The 15,960-nt window shown below is 71.0% G+C and carries 18 protein-coding genes; 7 read left to right on the forward strand and 11 right to left on the reverse strand.

Annotated elements, in window-relative coordinates; genetic code table 11:
* Positions 1–18 precede the first annotated feature (18 nt).
* Complete coding sequence (locus tag ABTX78_RS04695; protein ID WP_352205356.1) at positions 19–648, reverse strand: RNA polymerase sigma factor; 630 nt, start codon at positions 646–648, stop codon at positions 19–21.
* A 163-nt stretch (positions 649–811) separates the two neighbouring features.
* Here ABTX78_RS04695 and ABTX78_RS04700 point away from each other — a divergent pair, with 163 nt between their 5' ends.
* Complete coding sequence (locus ABTX78_RS04700; RefSeq protein WP_502993765.1) at positions 812–1,831, forward strand: MerR family transcriptional regulator; 1,020 nt, start codon at positions 812–814, stop codon at positions 1,829–1,831.
* Between the two features lie 30 nt (positions 1,832–1,861).
* On the opposite strand, the gene ABTX78_RS04705 is transcribed toward ABTX78_RS04700, so the two are convergent.
* From ABTX78_RS04705 to ABTX78_RS04740, 8 genes are all read right to left on the reverse strand, one after another.
* Complete coding sequence (locus tag ABTX78_RS04705) at positions 1,862–3,112, reverse strand: NAD(P)/FAD-dependent oxidoreductase (protein WP_352205358.1); 1,251 nt, start codon at positions 3,110–3,112, stop codon at positions 1,862–1,864.
* Between the two features lie 45 nt (positions 3,113–3,157).
* Positions 3,158–3,532, reverse strand: coding sequence for an STAS domain-containing protein (locus ABTX78_RS04710; RefSeq protein ID WP_352205359.1), 375 nt, complete (start codon positions 3,530–3,532; stop codon positions 3,158–3,160).
* Between the two features lie 106 nt (positions 3,533–3,638).
* Positions 3,639–4,085, reverse strand: a complete 447-nt coding sequence (locus ABTX78_RS04715; RefSeq protein WP_352205360.1) for an ATP-binding protein — start codon at positions 4,083–4,085, stop codon at positions 3,639–3,641.
* A 46-nt stretch (positions 4,086–4,131) separates the two neighbouring features.
* Complete coding sequence (locus ABTX78_RS04720) at positions 4,132–5,466, reverse strand: PP2C family protein-serine/threonine phosphatase (RefSeq protein WP_352205361.1); 1,335 nt, start codon at positions 5,464–5,466, stop codon at positions 4,132–4,134.
* Entirely contained in the window at positions 5,463–6,470 is a 1,008-nt protein-coding gene (locus ABTX78_RS04725) for a SpoIIE family protein phosphatase (protein WP_352205362.1), read from the reverse strand. The genes ABTX78_RS04720 and ABTX78_RS04725 overlap by 4 nt, the downstream gene beginning before the upstream one ends.
* Positions 6,467–6,955, reverse strand: coding sequence for an anti-sigma regulatory factor (locus tag ABTX78_RS04730; protein ID WP_352205363.1), 489 nt, complete (start codon positions 6,953–6,955; stop codon positions 6,467–6,469). The genes ABTX78_RS04725 and ABTX78_RS04730 overlap by 4 nt, the downstream gene beginning before the upstream one ends.
* Positions 6,933–7,343 carry an STAS domain-containing protein gene (locus tag ABTX78_RS04735; RefSeq protein ID WP_352205364.1) on the reverse strand — a complete coding sequence of 137 codons (411 nt, stop codon included), beginning with the start codon at positions 7,341–7,343 and terminating at the stop codon, positions 6,933–6,935. Before ABTX78_RS04735 ends, ABTX78_RS04730 begins: the two co-directional genes overlap by 23 nt.
* The gene (locus ABTX78_RS04740; protein WP_352205365.1) at positions 7,340–8,218 is read right to left on the reverse strand and encodes an STAS domain-containing protein; all 879 of its coding nucleotides are present in this window, start codon (positions 8,216–8,218) and stop codon (positions 7,340–7,342) included. The genes ABTX78_RS04735 and ABTX78_RS04740 overlap by 4 nt, the downstream gene beginning before the upstream one ends.
* A 194-nt stretch (positions 8,219–8,412) precedes the next feature.
* Here ABTX78_RS04740 and ABTX78_RS04745 point away from each other — a divergent pair, with 194 nt between their 5' ends.
* Positions 8,413–8,847: a MarR family winged helix-turn-helix transcriptional regulator gene (locus ABTX78_RS04745; protein WP_352205366.1), complete on the forward strand. Its 435-nt coding sequence runs from the start codon at positions 8,413–8,415 to the stop codon at positions 8,845–8,847.
* Positions 8,848–9,004: 157 nt separating this feature from the next.
* Here the strand turns inward: ABTX78_RS04745 and ABTX78_RS04750 are convergent, their stop codons facing one another.
* The gene (locus tag ABTX78_RS04750) at positions 9,005–9,502 is read right to left on the reverse strand and encodes a MarR family transcriptional regulator (protein WP_352205367.1); all 498 of its coding nucleotides are present in this window, start codon (positions 9,500–9,502) and stop codon (positions 9,005–9,007) included.
* 102 nt (positions 9,503–9,604) lie between these two features.
* Here ABTX78_RS04750 and ABTX78_RS04755 point away from each other — a divergent pair, with 102 nt between their 5' ends.
* Positions 9,605–10,771, forward strand: coding sequence for a PP2C family protein-serine/threonine phosphatase (locus ABTX78_RS04755; protein WP_352205368.1), 1,167 nt, complete (start codon positions 9,605–9,607; stop codon positions 10,769–10,771).
* A 24-nt stretch (positions 10,772–10,795) separates the two neighbouring features.
* Here ABTX78_RS04755 and ABTX78_RS04760 read toward each other — a convergent pair whose 3' ends face one another.
* Positions 10,796–11,587, reverse strand: coding sequence for a hypothetical protein (locus ABTX78_RS04760; RefSeq protein ID WP_352205369.1), 792 nt, complete (start codon positions 11,585–11,587; stop codon positions 10,796–10,798).
* Between the two features lie 336 nt (positions 11,588–11,923).
* Here ABTX78_RS04760 and ABTX78_RS04765 point away from each other — a divergent pair, with 336 nt between their 5' ends.
* The 4 genes from ABTX78_RS04765 to kdpB are packed head-to-tail and all read left to right on the forward strand — an operon-like array spanning position 11,924 to position 15,958.
* Positions 11,924–12,046 carry a hypothetical protein gene (locus ABTX78_RS04765; RefSeq protein WP_352205370.1) on the forward strand — a complete coding sequence of 41 codons (123 nt, stop codon included), beginning with the start codon at positions 11,924–11,926 and terminating at the stop codon, positions 12,044–12,046.
* Positions 12,043–12,132: a K(+)-transporting ATPase subunit F gene (gene kdpF, locus ABTX78_RS04770; protein WP_055544543.1), complete on the forward strand. Its 90-nt coding sequence runs from the start codon at positions 12,043–12,045 to the stop codon at positions 12,130–12,132. The genes ABTX78_RS04765 and kdpF overlap by 4 nt, the downstream gene beginning before the upstream one ends.
* Before the next feature lie 8 nt (positions 12,133–12,140).
* A complete protein-coding gene (gene kdpA, locus ABTX78_RS04775; RefSeq protein WP_352205371.1) occupies positions 12,141–13,805 on the forward strand; it encodes a potassium-transporting ATPase subunit KdpA in 1,665 nt (554 codons plus the stop codon).
* On the forward strand, positions 13,802–15,958 hold the full coding sequence (kdpB, locus tag ABTX78_RS04780) for a potassium-transporting ATPase subunit KdpB (RefSeq protein ID WP_352205372.1): 2,157 nt from the start codon (positions 13,802–13,804) through the stop codon (positions 15,956–15,958). Before kdpA ends, kdpB begins: the two co-directional genes overlap by 4 nt.
* The last annotated feature ends 2 nt before the right edge of the window (positions 15,959–15,960 follow it).

A 15,960-nucleotide genomic window follows, 5' to 3' on the forward strand; every position in this document is an offset into this window, starting at 1 on the left:
CCGGCAGGGCCGTGGATGTCACAGCGCCGCACCGGACCGGGACGGGCCGTAGGTCTCGGTGATCCGCCGCCGCAAGCGGTGCAGCCCGCGCCGTACGTGGCTCTTGACCGTGCCGAGCGGGATGCCGGTGCGCTCGGCGATCTGCACCTGTGTCAGGTCCTCGTAGAAGGCCAGGCACAGCACCTCCCGCTGCGGGAGCGGCAGTCTGGCCAGCTCGTCCGCGAGGAGCACCCGGTCCAGACACTCCTCGGGCGATGTGCCGGCCTTCGGCTCCGCGGTCTGTGCCGGTACATGGGCGGCGGCCGCGGCGAGTTCGGTGCGCCGGGTCCGTGCGGCCAGGGCGTCCACGGTCTTGCGCCGGGTGATCCCGACGAGCCAGGCGCCGAGGGGTCCGCGCTCCGGCCGGAATCCCGTCCGGCCCCGCCATGCCGCGAGGAAGACCTGCTGGGTGACGTCCTCGGCCTCGCGCGCGTCGCCGAGGGTGCGTGCGGCCAGCGTGTGCACCAGGGGTGCCCAGTGACGGTAGATCGCGGCGAAGCTCTGTTCGTCGCCGCGCAACAGCCCTTCGGCGAGCTGCCCGGACTCGTGGGTCTCCTCGGCCGGTGGATGCAGCTGCCCGGCCGGCCCGGCCAGTGCTGACGTGGTCATCGTCTCGCTCCTTCCGCCGGATCCCGGCCGGTTGGTGCGTCGAACAGGTCCGACGCCGCTGTCCGCGGCTCGCCCCTGGGCCACCTGGCCGGTGTCCCGCCGGGGATGCCTCAGTCTTGGGCGGGCGAATCGACGCAGGCAACACGCGTCGTTTGTGCGTCGTATGCTCGAAGGCGTGGACACTTCCGCAGCCGACGGACCGCCCCGGACCGGCGGCCTCACCACCGGAGCGGTCGCGCGCCGGCTCGGCGTCGCGCCCACCACGCTGCGCTCGTGGGACCGGCGTTACGGCATCGGCCCCGCCGGGCGCGACGGCGGGAAACACCGCCGCTGGACGGACGAGGACATCGCGATGCTGGAGCGCATGTGTGCGCTGACCGGCACGGGCCTGCCGCCCGCGGAGGCCGCCAGCGTCGCCCTCGCCGCCGCGTCGTCAGGCGCCGTCGGGGCCGGCGCTTCGGGGGCGGCGGAGGAGACCGGTCCGAGGCCGCCGGTGCACAAGGATCCGGGCCGGCGGCGCGGGGCCCGTACCGGTCTGCAGCTCGGCGACGTACGCCAGGAGTGCCGGGGCCTCGCACGCGCCGCGCTCCGTCTCGACGCCCAGGCCGTCGACACCCTGCTGGCCGCGGTGATCGCGGAGCACGGTCTCGTCACCGCGTGGGAGGAGGTCATCGTGCCCACGCTGCGCGCCGTCGGACGCAAGTGGGAGCGCTCCGGCGAGCAGTACGTCGAGGTCGAGCACCTGCTCTCCTGGCACGTCTCCAGCGCACTGCGGCGAAGCGCCGGTCCCGCGTCGGGGAAGGAGCCGTGCGCACCCGCGCTGCTGGCCTGTGTGCCGGGGGAGAACCACACCCTGCCGCTCGAGGCCCTCGCGGCGGCGCTCGCCGAACGGAACCTGCCGGTGCGGATGTACGGCCCGGCCCTGCCGGTCGAGGCGCTCGGCGCCGCCGTCCGCAGGACCGGGCCGGCGGCAGTGGTGCTCTGGGCGCAGTCGCGGACGACCGCGAGCGCGCCGCTGGCCCAGCACGTCGCCCGGACCACCTGGGGTGTCCGGGGCGCGCGCAGCAAGCCGGTGGTCCTGACCGCAGGACCGGGGTGGGCGGGCCCGCGCGTCGCGGGCACGGTGCGTCCGCTGGGACTGGGCGAGGCGCTCGGAGCCCTGGAATCGGCGCTGCATGCCTGAGGCCCGCCGCGCCCGAGCCGGGTGCCGGGACTACCCGCGGCCCCGTGGCCCGGCGCCCCGGTCGGCGAGTACCTCACGGGCCGCCCTCGCCCCGGAGGCCAGAGCGCCCTGCACCGAGCCGGTGGCGCGGTGGTCGCCGCACAGGTAGCGCGCGGGACCGAAGCGCGAGGAGCGGCTCAGCGGCCACGGCGGCGGCATGGCCGGCAGCGCGTCCTCGACGGTGCAGCTGGCCACCCGGTCCCAGGAACCGGTGCCGGTGACGTAGACGTCAGCGAGGTCGGCGAGCAGCGCCCGCTCGCGTCCCGGCTCGTCACGGCCGAGGACCGAGGTCGAGATCAGCGACCGGCCCTCGGGGGCGTACGACCGGCAGACCTCGCTGAGCACACAGGTGTTGAGGAACCGGTGCCGGCTGTCGGTGACCAGGGTGGGCTCGGCCAGCGGCGGGGTGGAGGCGGCGTGGTAGTACGTCGTGACCGTCCGCGTCGCCGGTACCTCAAGACCGGGCAGCAGGCGAGACGCCGCCCGCGGGCCGGTGGCCACGACCACGGCCGATGCGGACCGCTCGCTCCCGTCGTCGAGCAGCACCCCGTCGTCCGTGACCGCGGCGACCGGTGTCCCGAGGCTCACCGTGCCGGGCGGCAGCCGGTCGGCGAGCTGCGCCGGTACGGCCCCGATGCCCGCCTGGGGCAGACACAGACTCCCGCGCGTCATGCTGCGCCACACCAGATGGAAGAAGCGCGCGGACGTCTCCAGTTCGTCCTCCAGGAACACCCCGGAGAGGAACGGCCTCAGCACGGAGTCGATCGTCTCGTCGGACACCCCGGCCTCCGCGAGAGCGGTCCAGGTGGTGCGGTCCGGACCCCGCTTCAGAAGGGCCGCGGGCGCCAGCATGTCCCGTGCCGTCAGCACGCCGAGAGCCGCCAGGTCCCGGGCCGGCGCGAGGCGTCCCGGCCGGAGATCGGCCACCGCCCGTGGCCGCCGGGTGGGGTCCACGACTCGCAGCATCTCGACGCCCCGGTGCAGCAGGAAGCCGGGAGTGAAGGGGTGCAGCCGCAGGTCCCGCAGCTCCAGCCGCTTCTTGACCTGCGGATAGGAGGTGTTGAAGACCTGGAACCCGCGGTCGAGCAGAAAGCCGTCGCGGCGGTCGGTGCGCATCCGGCCCCCGACACCGTCCGAGGCCTCCAGGACCTCGACGGACAGCCCCGCGAAGACGAGATCGTGAGCACAGGCCAGTCCCGCGAGGCCCGCCCCGATCACCAGTACGTCGTACGGCCTCTGCATGCGCTCTCCCACTGTCCGTCGGTGCACCCGGTGGCCGGGGCCCCGTCAGGCCGAGCGAGCGGCGTCCAGGTCGGGGGCGATGGCGAAGATCGTGTCCGTGCCCGTCACCTCGAAGAGCCTGTGCACCGGAGGGCTGAGCGGGCCGGCCAGGACCAGATTCTGCTCCGAGTGGGCGCTCAGCAGCAGGTTGAGCAGGCTGGAGTCGCCGAACGTCACACGCGAGAGGTCGAGCACGGTCCGTACGGCCGCATCCCCGGCCGTCTCGGCGAGGACGTCCTCAAGCTGCTGGAGCGAGCCGAGGTCGAACGCCCCGGCCGCGGTGATGACACGAACCGGGTCGGCAGCGTCCGACAGCAGGGTCACTCTCGGCAGGTCCGGCGCACCGTCGGCGGCGGCGGACTGGGTGGACTGATGATCCATGGTGGTTCGTCCCTCGGGGATAGGGAGCACCCCCGTCGGTGGCGGAGCAGGAGTGCGCGGCGGTGACAGAGCAGGCCATGCGCCCGGGCTGCGGACCGGAGGTGGTCTACAGGCCGAGGGTGGTGCGGACCTTGATCCGCTTTCCGACCGGGTCGCGCCTGACGTCGAAGCCCTCGCACAGGGCGAGGACGATCTCCAGTCCGTGCTGGCCGACCCGCCCCGGCTCGGCCGCGCGGGCGACCGGCAGCACGGGGCTGGTGTCCCACACGGTGATCTCCAGAAGGTCGGCGGCCACTTCCAGGTCCATGAGGCAGGGACCGGGAGCGTACTTGCAGGCATTGGTCACGAGCTCGCTGACGATCAGCTGGGCCGTCCCGATCGCGTGTGCCGACACGGGGAGGCCGAACTCGGCCTGCACCCGCGTCAGGAACTCCTTGGTGAAGAACCGCGCGGCGGCGATGCCGTCCGGCGCACCGTCGTAACAGACGCTCGCCCACGGCGTCGTACCGCAGGACAGCACCGCGTCCCTGCCGGTCAGTCCGATCTGTTCCATGCTGCTCCTGCGCCGTGTGTGTTCCGCGCTCTGCGGCCCTGCTCGTCTACCCCGGTTCTCCGTCGTCACTCCCGGCTCCTGTGGAGGTGAATCGGGCGGCGATCGCGAGGGTGTCGTCGCTGTGGAGCACGTCGACGAGTATGTCCGCGGCGATGGCGCCGGGGATGTGGTCGGTGGGCCGGGCGCGGTGGCGCAGAGCGGACGTCATCAGGGCCGCTTCGCCCTCGTAGGGGTCGCGCCGGCACTCGGTGAGGCCGTCGGTGTAGAGGATGACCAGGTCGTCCGGGTCCAGCCGGGTGGTGAGGACCCGCTCGCTGCCCGGCTGGGGGTAGCCGATGCCGCGGCCGCGGACCTCCAGGTACGACGCGGTCCCGTCGGAGCGCACCAGCAGCGCGGGCGGATGGCTGCCGTTGGCCAGCGCCAGTTCGCCGGTCGCGGGGTCGAGGCGGGCCAACAGCAGGGTAGCCATGACGTTCTGGTCGAACGGCGCGAGGATCTCGTCCGTACGCGCCACGATGCTGCCGAGTGAGTGCCCCTCCAGCGCCAGAGTGCGCACGGCGTGCGTGACGGTCAGAGCGGTCCGGGTACTGGTGACGCCGTGGCCGAGTGCGTCGACGATGGTGATGTGCACCGTGCCGTCCGGCAGGGTGAACCAGTCGTAGAGATCGCCGCCTGTGGGTGCGTCGTCGCTGGCCGGGGCGTAGTGCACAGCGAGTTCGACGCCGTCCGCACGCAGCGGGCGCGGGCGCAGCGCGTCCTCCAGGGCGCGCAGGGTGTGGCCGTGGGCCGCGCGCAGTTGTTCGTCGCGCTCCTCCAGCTGGACGTAGAGGGCGAGGACACCGCTGTTGGTCTCCGCCAGCTCCTCCTCCAGGCGGCGGTGCTCGACCGCGAGGGCGTCCGCGCGGGCGAGGGTGGCCTGCAACTCCTCCTCGACCAGCGCCAGATCCGCCTCGGTGCCGGCGACGGCGGTGGCGGAGTGTGCCCGGCCGTTGTGCGACCGCTCGCTCGGCGAGGGCAGGACGATCCGCGCCGACTGCTCCCCGCAGGCCGGTCGCTGCGCCGTGGGAGGGGCCGTCAGACGCCAGACAAGCGTGCCGTCGGCGGTGGCCCTCCCCGGCAGGGGCAGGGTCTGCGGGTCCGTGCCGCTCCCGACTCCCGGATGGGTGAACCGCAGGGTCACGACCACCTGGTCGCCGCCGCGGCCGGACTCCTGCGTGGCGGTGAGCGTGACCAGACGCCCGCTGTTCAGGGGAGGGGCGGCGACCTGACTGAGCGACATCACCAGCCGGGCCCGCTGCTCGGCGCTGAGCCGGTGGGTGACGGCGATCCTGCGGGCCGTACGGCGCAGAGCGTGCACCGTACGGAAGGTGTCGCGGATCATGACCGCCCCTGGGGGATACCGCCGAGCACGAGTGCCGTGGCGTCGTCCCGGTGCCGGCGGTGGGAGTGCATCAGCGATGCCGCCAGCAGTGTGGGGGGCAGGCGCAGTTGTGCCGGCGGGACGTCACGCGTCCAGCGGTGGTCGATCCCGTCGGTGTGCACGAGCACCGCGGCAGCGGGTTCGAGCTGCTCGGTGCGCGGTGTCGGCATGTTGTATCCCACTATCCCCGGCTGCCCGGTGAACTGCTGGGCAATGCCTTCGCGGGAGCACATCACCACCCGGATGTTGCCGATCCCACAGTGCTCGACGTACCCGGGATGCACGCGCACGACGGTGGCCGCGGCGCCCCGGCTGTGCCGCAGGGCCTTGTGCAGAGCCGTGAGGAGTTCCGCCGGTGGCAGGCCGGGGTGCGCCCGGAAGGTCCGTACGGCGCGCCGGGTGGCCGTGGCGGCCTCGGGGCCGTGCCCTAGTCCGTCGAGCACGAGTCCGGTCCACACGCCGTCGTGGCGGGCGACGGCGTAGCCGTCCCCGCTCACCTCCTCCCCGGTCGCCGGCAGACACAACCCGCCCACCGTGACGGGGTGTTGCTGCCCCGGTGTCTCCGCGAGCCAGGCATGGGCGAGGGTGCCGTGCCCGGGTTCCGAGCGCAGCGTGAAGTCGGTCGCGGTACGCAGCACCGTGCCCAGACCGGCCCCGAGGGTGCGGGTCGTGGTGTAGCCGTCGGTGAAGCTCAGCGGGATGTCCGCGATACCGGGCCCCCGGTCCACCGCGACGATGTCCAGCCCGTTCCCGCGGGGGGAGGGCTGGAGGTAGATCGCACCGTCGCGGGCGTGCTTGTCGATGTTGGTGGCGAGTTCGCTGGCCAGCACGGCCGCGTGGTCCGGCAGGGCTCCGGGCAGGCCGCACTCCCGTGCGAGGGCGCGCGCCCGGTCCGCCGCGATCTGCACGGCACTGTGGTGGTCAACGGGGATCTGCGCCGTCGGCCGGGGTACGCCAGGCGTCACGTCCGCGGGTTCCATCGCAGTGCGACGACGACCGTGCCCTGCCCGGGGGCGGTGTCGACCCGGAACTCGTCCATCAGGCGCCGCGCACCGCCCAGTCCGTGTCCGAGGCCCGCTCCCGTCGTGTACCCGTCCGTGAGCGCCCGGTCGACATCCGCGATGCCCGGTCCCTGGTCCGCCACGGACAGCCGCAGGCCGCGCTGTCCGGCGCGTTGGACGTGCTCGATCGCGAGGGTGCCGCCGCCGCCGTGGACATAGGCGTTACGCGCCAGTTCGCTGGCGGCGGTGACGATCCGCGTCTGGTCCACCAGGCCGAAACCGGCACGCTGGGTGGCCGCCCGCACCGCGTGGCGGACGACGAGCAGGTCCTCCGCGGTCCGGATCTCGTACGTCGTGGACGTCTCGTCGCCGTCCTTCTCCGTACCAGTGGAGCTCCCCGGCGATGCGGTCTGCGCGGCGTTGACATCACCGTGTGGGAGCACCGGCATTCCCCTTCTGGACTTGGGGAACCCGCCGCCAACCCAGGGCGGCGAGGCCCTGCTCGGCGTTGAGCGCGGTCTCGACGCCGTCGAGCTGAAGACCGAGCTCCACCAGGGTGATGGCGACGGCGGGCCGCATCCCGGCGACCACGACGCGTGCCCCGAGCAGGCTCGCCGTGGTGGTCAGTTCCATGAGGGTGCGCGCGACGAACGAGTCGATGATCTCCAGCCGGGAGATGTCGATCAGCACGCCGGTGGCCCGGTCGGCGACGATCCGCTCGGTGAGTTCGTCGGTGAAGTCGATGGCCGCCTTGTCGTCGAGCTCGTTCAGCAGCCCGGTGACCAGGACATCTCCCAGGCGCAGGACCGGCACGCCCGCGGTACCGCCGCCGCTCACCGGAGAGCCGCGGTACCGGCCGCCTGCCCGGACGCGTCGGTGAGGGGGATGGCGGCGGCCAGGGCGTCGGCGAGGGTGGCACGGGTGAGGATGGCGGACAGGTCGATGCCGAGCTGGGAGATGGTCTGGGCGATGGGCGGGCGGATGCCGCTGATCACACAGTCCGCGCCCATGAGCCGTACGGCGTTGACCGTCTGCATCAGGTGGTGGGCCACCGCGGTGTCCACCGTCGGCACCCCGGTGATGTCGATGATCGCGACCTGCGCCTCGTACTGCTGGATGGCCTCCAGCAGGTTCTCCATGACCACCTGGGTGCGGGCGGTGTCCAGCGTGCCGATCAGCGGAACCGCGAGCACCTTGTCCCACAGCCGCACGACGGGGGTCGACACCTCCATCAGCTGGCGGCTCTGCCGTCGGATGATCTCCTCGCGGCCCTCGACGAACGTGGCGAAGGACACGGCGGCCGCGGCGTCCAGAAGACGGTCGATCAGCCGGGCCGCGGCATACAGGGACGCGCTGTCACGTGAGAGACCCTGCACCGTCTCCAGCAGTGCTTCCTTCAGCGCCCGCACGGCCGAGGCGATCACGGTGGGTGAGGCTCCGCGCCGGGCCCGCAGCAGGGACAGCTCGGTGATCGCCTGGTGCAGGTCCTGATGGGCCTCGACCAGCCGCTCGACCGGCTGGTCGCTCTCCAGGCCGGCTCGCAGCGCGTCGACCAGGGTGTCGGCTTCCTCGCGGAGTTCGGCTTCGGTGATTCCGGTTCCGAGCGCCGCCTGCTCCAGCTGCAGCTGCACCCACCGGTCGGCAACCTTCTCGCCCTGCTCGCGCAGTACTGCGCAGATGTCGAGCCGGGCCTCGGGCTCACTGGCGTTCATTCGGTCCACCTCGTCATGGTTGTCGCGCGGAAAATGTTAGCGGAGGGGCTGTAGGGCCCCAAGGCGGCCCCGACGTCCCTGCGCATGCCGCTCGCGATGCCGGGCAGGCGCAGGAGGACACCGAACCTCGACCCGAACGTGTGATGAGCGACAGTGAAGCGCTGATACGCCGGGAAGGCAGAGATGCAGCCACAGTGGAAGACAGGGCTCCGGCGGGCGCCGAGACGGCGGTAGCGGCTCTGATGGCCCTGTCCGAGCACGCGGGCCTCACCGCACCCCATCCCCACCTGTGGCTGCGAGCTCTGGTCGCCGTCTCCGCGGGAGCCGCCTGCCCCGCCGAGATGCGGCGAGCGCTGGGTATCACCGCGCCCTCGGCGAGCCGGTTGTGCGCCCGGCTGGAGAGCGCCGGGCTGCTCGTACGGCACGCCGATCCGAAGGACCGGCGCAAGTCAGTGATCGAGCTCAGTCCGGCGGGCGCGGAGGAGGTGCGCGGCCATCAGGAGCGCACGGCGGATCTGATCGGGGCTGCGCTGCCCGCCTCGGGACCCGAGGTGGAGGCCTTCGCGGTCGCGTGCGACATCGCACGCACCCACCTGGTCCGGGCGTTGTCGTCCGACGGCGGCCGATGACGGTGGTGCGGCAACAACGGTTGTCGTTTGACAACTGTCCACCAAAGGAAACAATCTGACCTCGTGCGGATCCTCGTCCGTGCCTCCGTGCCGTCCCTACGCTCCGGAACAAGGCAGGTGAACCGTGCAGGGATCCCGCTCCCACCGAACGTCCCGGTCAGGCGGACTCCGCTGCGGTACCCGCCCGTCCGTCCTTCGGAGCCGCACCTTCGAAGGCGAAGCGGAAGCCGCCGAGGCCCTCCACGAGCGCCGTACGCTCCGCGGATGTCATGCTGGAGATGACCTCGAGCAGTGCGCCTTCGCGCCGGATCCGCAGATCCCGGAGGTAGCTCTCACCACGGCCCGACAGGCGCAGCTCCAGCTCGCGGCGGCTTGCTGAGCTGGGAGAGCGCTGGATGAAGCCCAAGGCGTCGAGACGATCGCACATCCGGCTCACCGACGAGGGCGCCGACCCGAGAACCTCGCCGAGCGTGCGCAGGTTCATGGGCTGGTCGCGGTCGAGGATGTACAGCACGCGCAGTTGCGAGGACGAGACGGGGGCCGTGGACGTCGCGTCGCGGCCTTTGTGCCAGAGCACTTCGAGAAGTTCGATGACCTCACGGGCTGCGTGGACGGCGGCAGCCCGATCGTCGTTCGAAGAAGTCTCGGAATGCATGCCCCCAACTGTGACACTTCGCAACGGCCTTGTCAGTCGCTGAGACATAAGAGGCCATCCGGTCCTTTTACTCATTCTTCCCGAACAGGTGGTAATCGAACGGTGGACAGATTCACGGCCGTGGAACGTGCACTGCGCGGGGCTGCGCCTCACGCACTCCTCGAGGCAGTGCAGGGCGCGCTCGCCGCCCACTACGCGGCCGTCTCCGTCGATCTGCTCCTCGCCGACTACGCGATGACCATACTGCAGCCCGTCAATGTCCCCTCCGGCGCGGACCGCTCGATCCCCGCCCACGCCAACGGGCCGGGCCGCGCCTTCGGCGCTCAGCAGCCCCATGTGGAGAAGGACGAGCGTTCGCAGCAGCGCACCGCCCACCTGCCCGTCAGTGTCCGCGGCGATCGCCTCGGAGTCCTCACCGTCCGGCTCGCCGCCGACGACCTCACACCCGACGTCGAGCGGGAACTGATGGACATCGCGGAGATCCTCGGCCACGAGATCATCGTGGCCGAGCGGGACACCGACCGTTTCCTCCAAGCGCGTCGCGCCAGCAGACTCACGCTCGCCGCCGAGATGCAGTGGCAGCTCCTGCCCGGCCGCTCCCGCACCCGCCCCGAGTACGAGATCGGCGCCCAGCTGGAACCCGCGTACTCCACACACGGCGACAACTTCGACTGGTCGGGCGACGCGGACCAGTTCACCCTCACGCTCACCAACGGCATGGGCGAGGGCATCGAGGCCGCCCTGCTCACCAACCTCGCCATCAACGGGCTGCGCAACGCCCGCCGCGCGGGACTCTCACTGGTGGACCAGGCCTTTCTCGCCGACCAGGCGGTCTACGGGCACTACCACGGCATCGTCCATCTGGCGGCGCTCCTGCTGCGCTTCGACCTCGCCACCGGAGACGTGGAGATCGTCGACGCCGGATCCCCGAAGATGTGGCGCATGCGGCAGGGCAGGATCGAGCCCATCGAACTCGAACCCCAGCTGCCGCTCGGCATGTTCGAGGAGACGATCTACACGGCCCAGCGCTTCCAGGTGCAGCCCGGTGACCGCCTGCTGTTCGCCAGTGACGGTGTCTACGACGTCCTCTCACCGGCCGGCGAACGCTACGGCGAGAAGGCCCTGGCCCGCGCCATCACCTCCACCCGGCTGCTGCCGCCCTCCCAGGTCCCCGGAGCCGTGCTGAAGGAGCTCTCCGGGCACCGCGGGGTGAGCGAGGCGGACGACGACGCGATGGTGGTGTGCCTCGACTGGCACGGCCGCCCGTGACGAGCGTGCCGGCCGTCCGCCGGGTCAGCGCATCAGTGAGGCGACGTCGCCCATGACGATGACCGGGTTCCTGGCCGGGTCGAGCCGGAGCAGCAGATCCTCCATGTGGGGCTGCTCCAGCGAGACGCAGGCGCGTGTGGGTCCGCCGTGATCCACATGCACCCAGATACCGCCGCCCTTTTCCTCGCCCTCGGGCCGGTTCTGGTCCAGCGGTGACGTACCGGGAATGCGGTTGTAGTCAATGGCGATGACGTAGTTGAAAGAGCCTTCCAGCGATTCACCCAGAAAGCCGATACCGGATTCCGTGAATTGCTCGTCCTGGTCGTAGGGGAGTTTCGTACCGGGATTCGGGAGCCGTCCGCCGGCGTCACCCAGGGTGAAGACGCCGACGGGCGAGCGCAGGTCGTCCACGACATGGTCGTCCGTCCACCCGCGCAGTGCGTTGTGGGCGGGCCAGGGGCCTGCCACGGCGACCCACGGCCGACCCGCCTCGCGCTGGTACAGAACCGCCGAGGCGATGGAGGAATCCACGCCGGCACCGGTGACGACCAGAGCCTGCCGTGTGTCGGCGGGGATGCGGGAGCTGGTGGTGGGGCCCAGCCCCTGGATCACACCGGCGTTCGCCTTCTTGGCTTGCGCCCCTGCCTGGCCGCGCGGCGACGCGGAGGCGCGCGGGGCGTTCGCCGGGTCGGGAGCGCCGCCGTTGTCCGGCTCCGCCGAACATCCCGTGAGCAGAAGTCCGGCGCAGGAAAAGACGAGAAGAAATGCGCGAGGGCGATTTCTGACCAGCACGTCCAGAGCCTTCCGGTCGGGCATTGACTGACCGTCAGTGTGACCCATGGCCGGCCGGAATCGTGGAATGCCGCGGGGCCGTGCCGTTCCTTTCCGCGGGCCGCGGAGTCAGGGGACGCGTGGCCGGGCGCCGGGTGGGCGGCCCGCGTCCGCGGGTGCCCGGCCGTGCCGCCCGGGCGGCGGTCCGGTGGCGCGAAACCGCTCTCGCGGCGAGGCCGAGGCCCCCGAACGAAGGGGTGCCGGACCGCATTCTCGCAGGTCGGAGCAGTGAACGTCAGAGAGCCGTCAAGGGAACGCCGATGGCCGTAAGAGACCCGTCAACGACGGGCGCGTCCGCCGGGGGACGGGGTTTCCTCAGGGATGTCAGAACATCTCCCGTCTCTCTTTCAGGAGCTCACGATGGCCGATGTGGCCTTCGTCGTCATCACGATCGCGGTCTTCGCGCTGGTGGCGTTCATCGCCAAGGGGGTGGCAAAGCTGTGACCGCCGAGAACATCGTCGGCCTGATCGTGGCCGTCGCCCTGCTGGGCTACCTCGTCCTCGCCCTTGTGTTCCCGGAGAGGTTCTGAGCCCCGTCATGAGTCCCATCCTCGCCGCCGTGCTCCAGATGCTCGCGCTGATCGTCGCGCTGGCGCTGGCGTACCGCCCGCTGGGCGACTACATGGCCCGGGTCTACTCCTCGACCAGGCATCTGCGGGTCGAGAAGTGGATCTACCGGGCCATCGGCGCCGACCCGTCCGCCGAGATGCGCTGGCCCGCCTATCTGCGCGGTGTGCTCGCCTTCTCCGCGGTCGGCGTCCTCTTCCTCTATCTGCTCCAGCGGCTCCAGGGCAGCCTGCCCGGCTCGCTCGGCTTCGCCTCGATCGACCCGGACCAGGCGTTCAACACCGCCGCGTCCTTCGTGGCGAACACCAACTGGCAGTCGTACTCCGGCGAGCAGGCCATGGGGCACGTCGTCCAGACCGGCGGCCTGGCGGTGCAGAACTTCGTCTCCGCCGCCGTCGGCATCGCCGTCGCCGTCGCCCTGGTCCGGGGCTTCGCCCGCTCCCGTACCGGTGAGCTGGGCAACTTCTGGGCCGACATGGTCAGGGGCGTCGTGCGCATCCTGCTGCCGATCGCGGTGATCGGTGCGATCCTCCTGGTCGCCTGCGGTGCGATCCAGAACTTCGCCGGGATCCACGAGGTCGGCCAGTTCATGGGCGGCACGCAGGAGTGGAACGGCGGCGCGGTGGCCTCGCAGGAGGCGATCAAGGAGCTGGGCACGAACGGCGGCGGTTACTTCAACGCCAACTCGGCCCACCCCTTCGAGAACCCGAACGGCCTGTCCAACCTGTTGGAGATTTTCCTGATCCTGCTGATTCCGTTCGCGCTGACGCGCACCTTCGGACGGATGGTCGGCTCGGTGAAGCAGGGTTACGCGATCCTGGCGACGATGGTGGCGATCTGGATCGGATTCACCGCACTGATGATGTGGACCGAGTTCCACCACGGCGGCCCGGCGTTCGACATCGCCGGCGGTGCGACGGAGGGCAAGGAGACCCGCTTCGGAGTCGGCGGCTCGTCGATCTTCGCGGTGGCCACGACGCTCACCTCGACCGGCGCGGTCAACTCCTTCCACTCCTCGTTCACGGGCTTCGGCGGCGGTATCGCCATGCTGGGCATGCAGCTGGGCGAGATCGCCCCCGGCGGTACGGGTTCCGGTCTCTACGGCATCCTGATCATGGCGATCATCGCCGTGTTCATCGCGGGTCTGATGGTCGGCCGTACCCCCGAGTACCTGGGCAAGAAGATCGGCACCCGCGAGATCAAGCTCGCGGCCTGCTACATCCTCATCACCCCGGCGCTGGTCCTGTGCTTCACCGCAGCGGCGACGGCCCTGCCGACCCCGGTGAACTCGCTGACCAACTCGGGTGCGCACGGCTTCTCCGAGATCCTCTACGCGTACACCTCGGCGGCGAACAACAACGGCTCGGCCTTCGCGGGGCTGAACGCGGACACGCAGTGGTTCAACACCACACTCGGTCTCGCCATGCTCCTGGGCCGCTTCCTGCCGATCGTGTTCGTCCTGGCCCTGGCGGGCTCGCTCGCCGAGCAGAAACCGGTGCCGGCGACCGCGGGCACCCTGCGGACCGACAAGCCCCTCTACGCGGGTCTGCTGGTCGGCACCATCCTGATCATCGCGGGTCTGACCTACTTCCCGGCCCTGGCACTGGGCCCCCTCGCCGAAGGACTGGCGTCATGACCCCCGTAACGAAGAAGCACGAGGAGCCGGGCTCCATGTCCACTGCCACCCCGACCCGGGCGCCGCATTTCGACGCGCCCACCGGTCACAAGCCCGACGCGGCCCGCGTCGGCGGGGGTCTGTTCGACGCGAAGCAGCTGATCACGTCCCTGCCGGACGCCCTCAGGAAGCTCGACCCGCGGGTGATGATCAAATCGCCCGTGATGTTCGTGGTCCTGGTCGGCTCCGTGCTGACGACGATCTTCGCGATCACGGACCCGGGCAACTGGTTCGGCTGGGCGATCGCCGCCTGGCTGTGGCTGACCACGATCTTCGCCAACCTGGCGGAGGCCGTGGCCGAGGGCCGCGGCAAGGCGCAGGCGGACACCCTGCGCAAGGCCAAGACCGACACCGTCGCCCGCCGTCTGACCAAGGACGACGGGGCGCAGGAGCGGGTGCCCGGCACCGACCTGCGCGTCGGCGACCTCGTCGTCTGCGAGGCCGGCGACGTCATCCCCGGCGACGGTGACGTCGTCGAGGGCGTGGCATCGGTCGACGAGTCCGCCATCACGGGCGAGTCGGCCCCGGTCATCCGCGAGTCCGGCGGCGACCGCAGCGCGGTCACCGGCGGTACGAAGGTGCTGTCCGACCGGATCGTCGTCAAGATCACCGCGAAGCCCGGTGAGACGTTCATCGACCGGATGATCGCCCTCGTGGAGGGCGCCGCCCGCCAGAAGACGCCCAACGAGATCGCGCTGAACATCCTGCTCGCCTCGCTGACCATCGTCTTCCTGCTCGCGGTCGTCACCCTCCAGCCGTTCGCGAAGTACGCGGGCGCCGAACAGACCATGATCGTGCTGACCGCACTGCTGGTCTGTCTGATCCCCACCACGATCGGCGCACTGCTCTCGGCCATCGGCATCGCCGGCATGGACCGGCTGGTCCAGCGCAATGTGCTGGCCATGTCCGGCCGTGCGGTCGAGGCCGCGGGCGACGTCTCCACACTGCTGCTCGACAAGACCGGCACCATCACCCTCGGCAACCGCCAGGCCGCCGAGTTCGTCCCGGTCAAGGGGGTCGCCGAGACCGATCTGGCGGACGCTGCCCAGCTCTCCTCGCTCGCGGACGAGACCCCCGAGGGCCGCTCCGTCGTTGTCCTGGCGAAGGAGAAGTACGCGCTGCGCGAGCGTCACCAGGGAGAACTGGTGCACGCCGAGTGGGTCGCGTTCACCGCCCAGACCCGGATGTCGGGCGTCGACCTCGTCGAGAACGGATCCGGGCGCAAGGTCCGCAAGGGCGCGGCGGGTTCGGTCATCTCCTGGGTCACCGAGCGCGGCGGCACCGTCTCCGACGACGCCGACACCCTCGCGGGCACGATCTCTCAGTCCGGCGGCACCCCGCTGCTGGTCGCCGTCGAGGACGACCGGGGCGCCCGGGTCCTCGGCGTCATCCACCTCAAGGACGTCGTCAAGGAGGGCATGCGCGAGCGGTTCGACGAACTGCGCCGCATGGGCATCAAGACGGTCATGATCACGGGTGACAACCCGCTCACCGCCAGGGCGATCGCCGAGGAGGCGGGTGTCGACGACTTCCTCGCCGAGGCCACCCCCGAGGACAAGATGGCGCTCATCAAGCGGGAGCAGGCGGGCGGCAAGCTGGTCGCGATGACCGGCGACGGTACGAACGACGCCCCCGCGCTGGCCCAGGCGGACGTCGGAGTGGCCATGAACACCGGTACCTCGGCCGCCAAGGAGGCCGGGAACATGGTGGACCTGGACTCCAACCCGACGAAGCTGATCGAGATCGTCGAGATCGGCAAGCAGCTCCTCATCACCCGAGGCGCTCTGACGACCTTCTCGATCGCCAACGACGTGGCGAAGTACTTCGCGATCATCCCCGCCATGTTCGCGGTGGTCTACCCGGGCCTGGACAAGCTCAACATCATGGGCCTGTCCTCGCCCGAGTCCGCGATCCTGTCCGCAGTCGTCTTCAACGCGCTGATCATCGTCGCGCTCGTGCCGCTCGCCCTGAAGGGCGTGCGGTACCGGCCGACCAGCGCCGACAGGATGCTCCGCCGCAACCTCGGGATCTACGGACTCGGCGGCCTCATCGCCCCGTTCATCGGCATCAAGCTCATCGACCTGCTCATCTCCCTCATCCCTGGCATCGGGTGACG

This window comes from Streptomyces sp. NPDC096193 (assembly GCF_040302905.1).
In the GTDB taxonomy this organism is placed as follows: Bacteria; Actinomycetota; Actinomycetes; order Streptomycetales; family Streptomycetaceae; genus Streptomyces.

What these genes read in the sequence shown, in the direction of transcription:
- ABTX78_RS04705 (WP_352205358.1), bottom strand. Translation starts at nt 3,112, where the DNA reads ATGCAGAGGCCGTACGACGTACTGGTGATCGGGGCGGGCCTCGCGGGA.
- ABTX78_RS04760 (WP_352205369.1), bottom strand. Translation starts at nt 11,587, where the DNA reads ATGCCCGACCGGAAGGCTCTGGACGTGCTGGTCAGAAATCGCCCTCGC.
- ABTX78_RS04765 (WP_352205370.1), top strand. Translation starts at nt 11,924, where the DNA reads ATGTCAGAACATCTCCCGTCTCTCTTTCAGGAGCTCACGATGGCCGAT.
- ABTX78_RS04740 (WP_352205365.1), bottom strand. Translation starts at nt 8,218, where the DNA reads ATGAACGCCAGTGAGCCCGAGGCCCGGCTCGACATCTGCGCAGTACTG.
- ABTX78_RS04700 (WP_502993765.1), top strand. Translation starts at nt 812, where the DNA reads ATGCTCGAAGGCGTGGACACTTCCGCAGCCGACGGACCGCCCCGGACC.
- kdpA (WP_352205371.1), top strand. Translation starts at nt 12,141, where the DNA reads ATGAGTCCCATCCTCGCCGCCGTGCTCCAGATGCTCGCGCTGATCGTC.
- kdpB (WP_352205372.1), top strand. Translation starts at nt 13,802, where the DNA reads ATGACCCCCGTAACGAAGAAGCACGAGGAGCCGGGCTCCATGTCCACT.
- ABTX78_RS04710 (WP_352205359.1), bottom strand. Translation starts at nt 3,532, where the DNA reads ATGGATCATCAGTCCACCCAGTCCGCCGCCGCCGACGGTGCGCCGGAC.
- ABTX78_RS04720 (WP_352205361.1), bottom strand. Translation starts at nt 5,466, where the DNA reads ATGATCCGCGACACCTTCCGTACGGTGCACGCTCTGCGCCGTACGGCC.
- ABTX78_RS04750 (WP_352205367.1), bottom strand. Translation starts at nt 9,502, where the DNA reads ATGCATTCCGAGACTTCTTCGAACGACGATCGGGCTGCCGCCGTCCAC.
- ABTX78_RS04695 (WP_352205356.1), bottom strand. Translation starts at nt 648, where the DNA reads ATGACCACGTCAGCACTGGCCGGGCCGGCCGGGCAGCTGCATCCACCG.
- ABTX78_RS04715 (WP_352205360.1), bottom strand. Translation starts at nt 4,085, where the DNA reads ATGGAACAGATCGGACTGACCGGCAGGGACGCGGTGCTGTCCTGCGGT.
- ABTX78_RS04730 (WP_352205363.1), bottom strand. Translation starts at nt 6,955, where the DNA reads ATGCCGGTGCTCCCACACGGTGATGTCAACGCCGCGCAGACCGCATCG.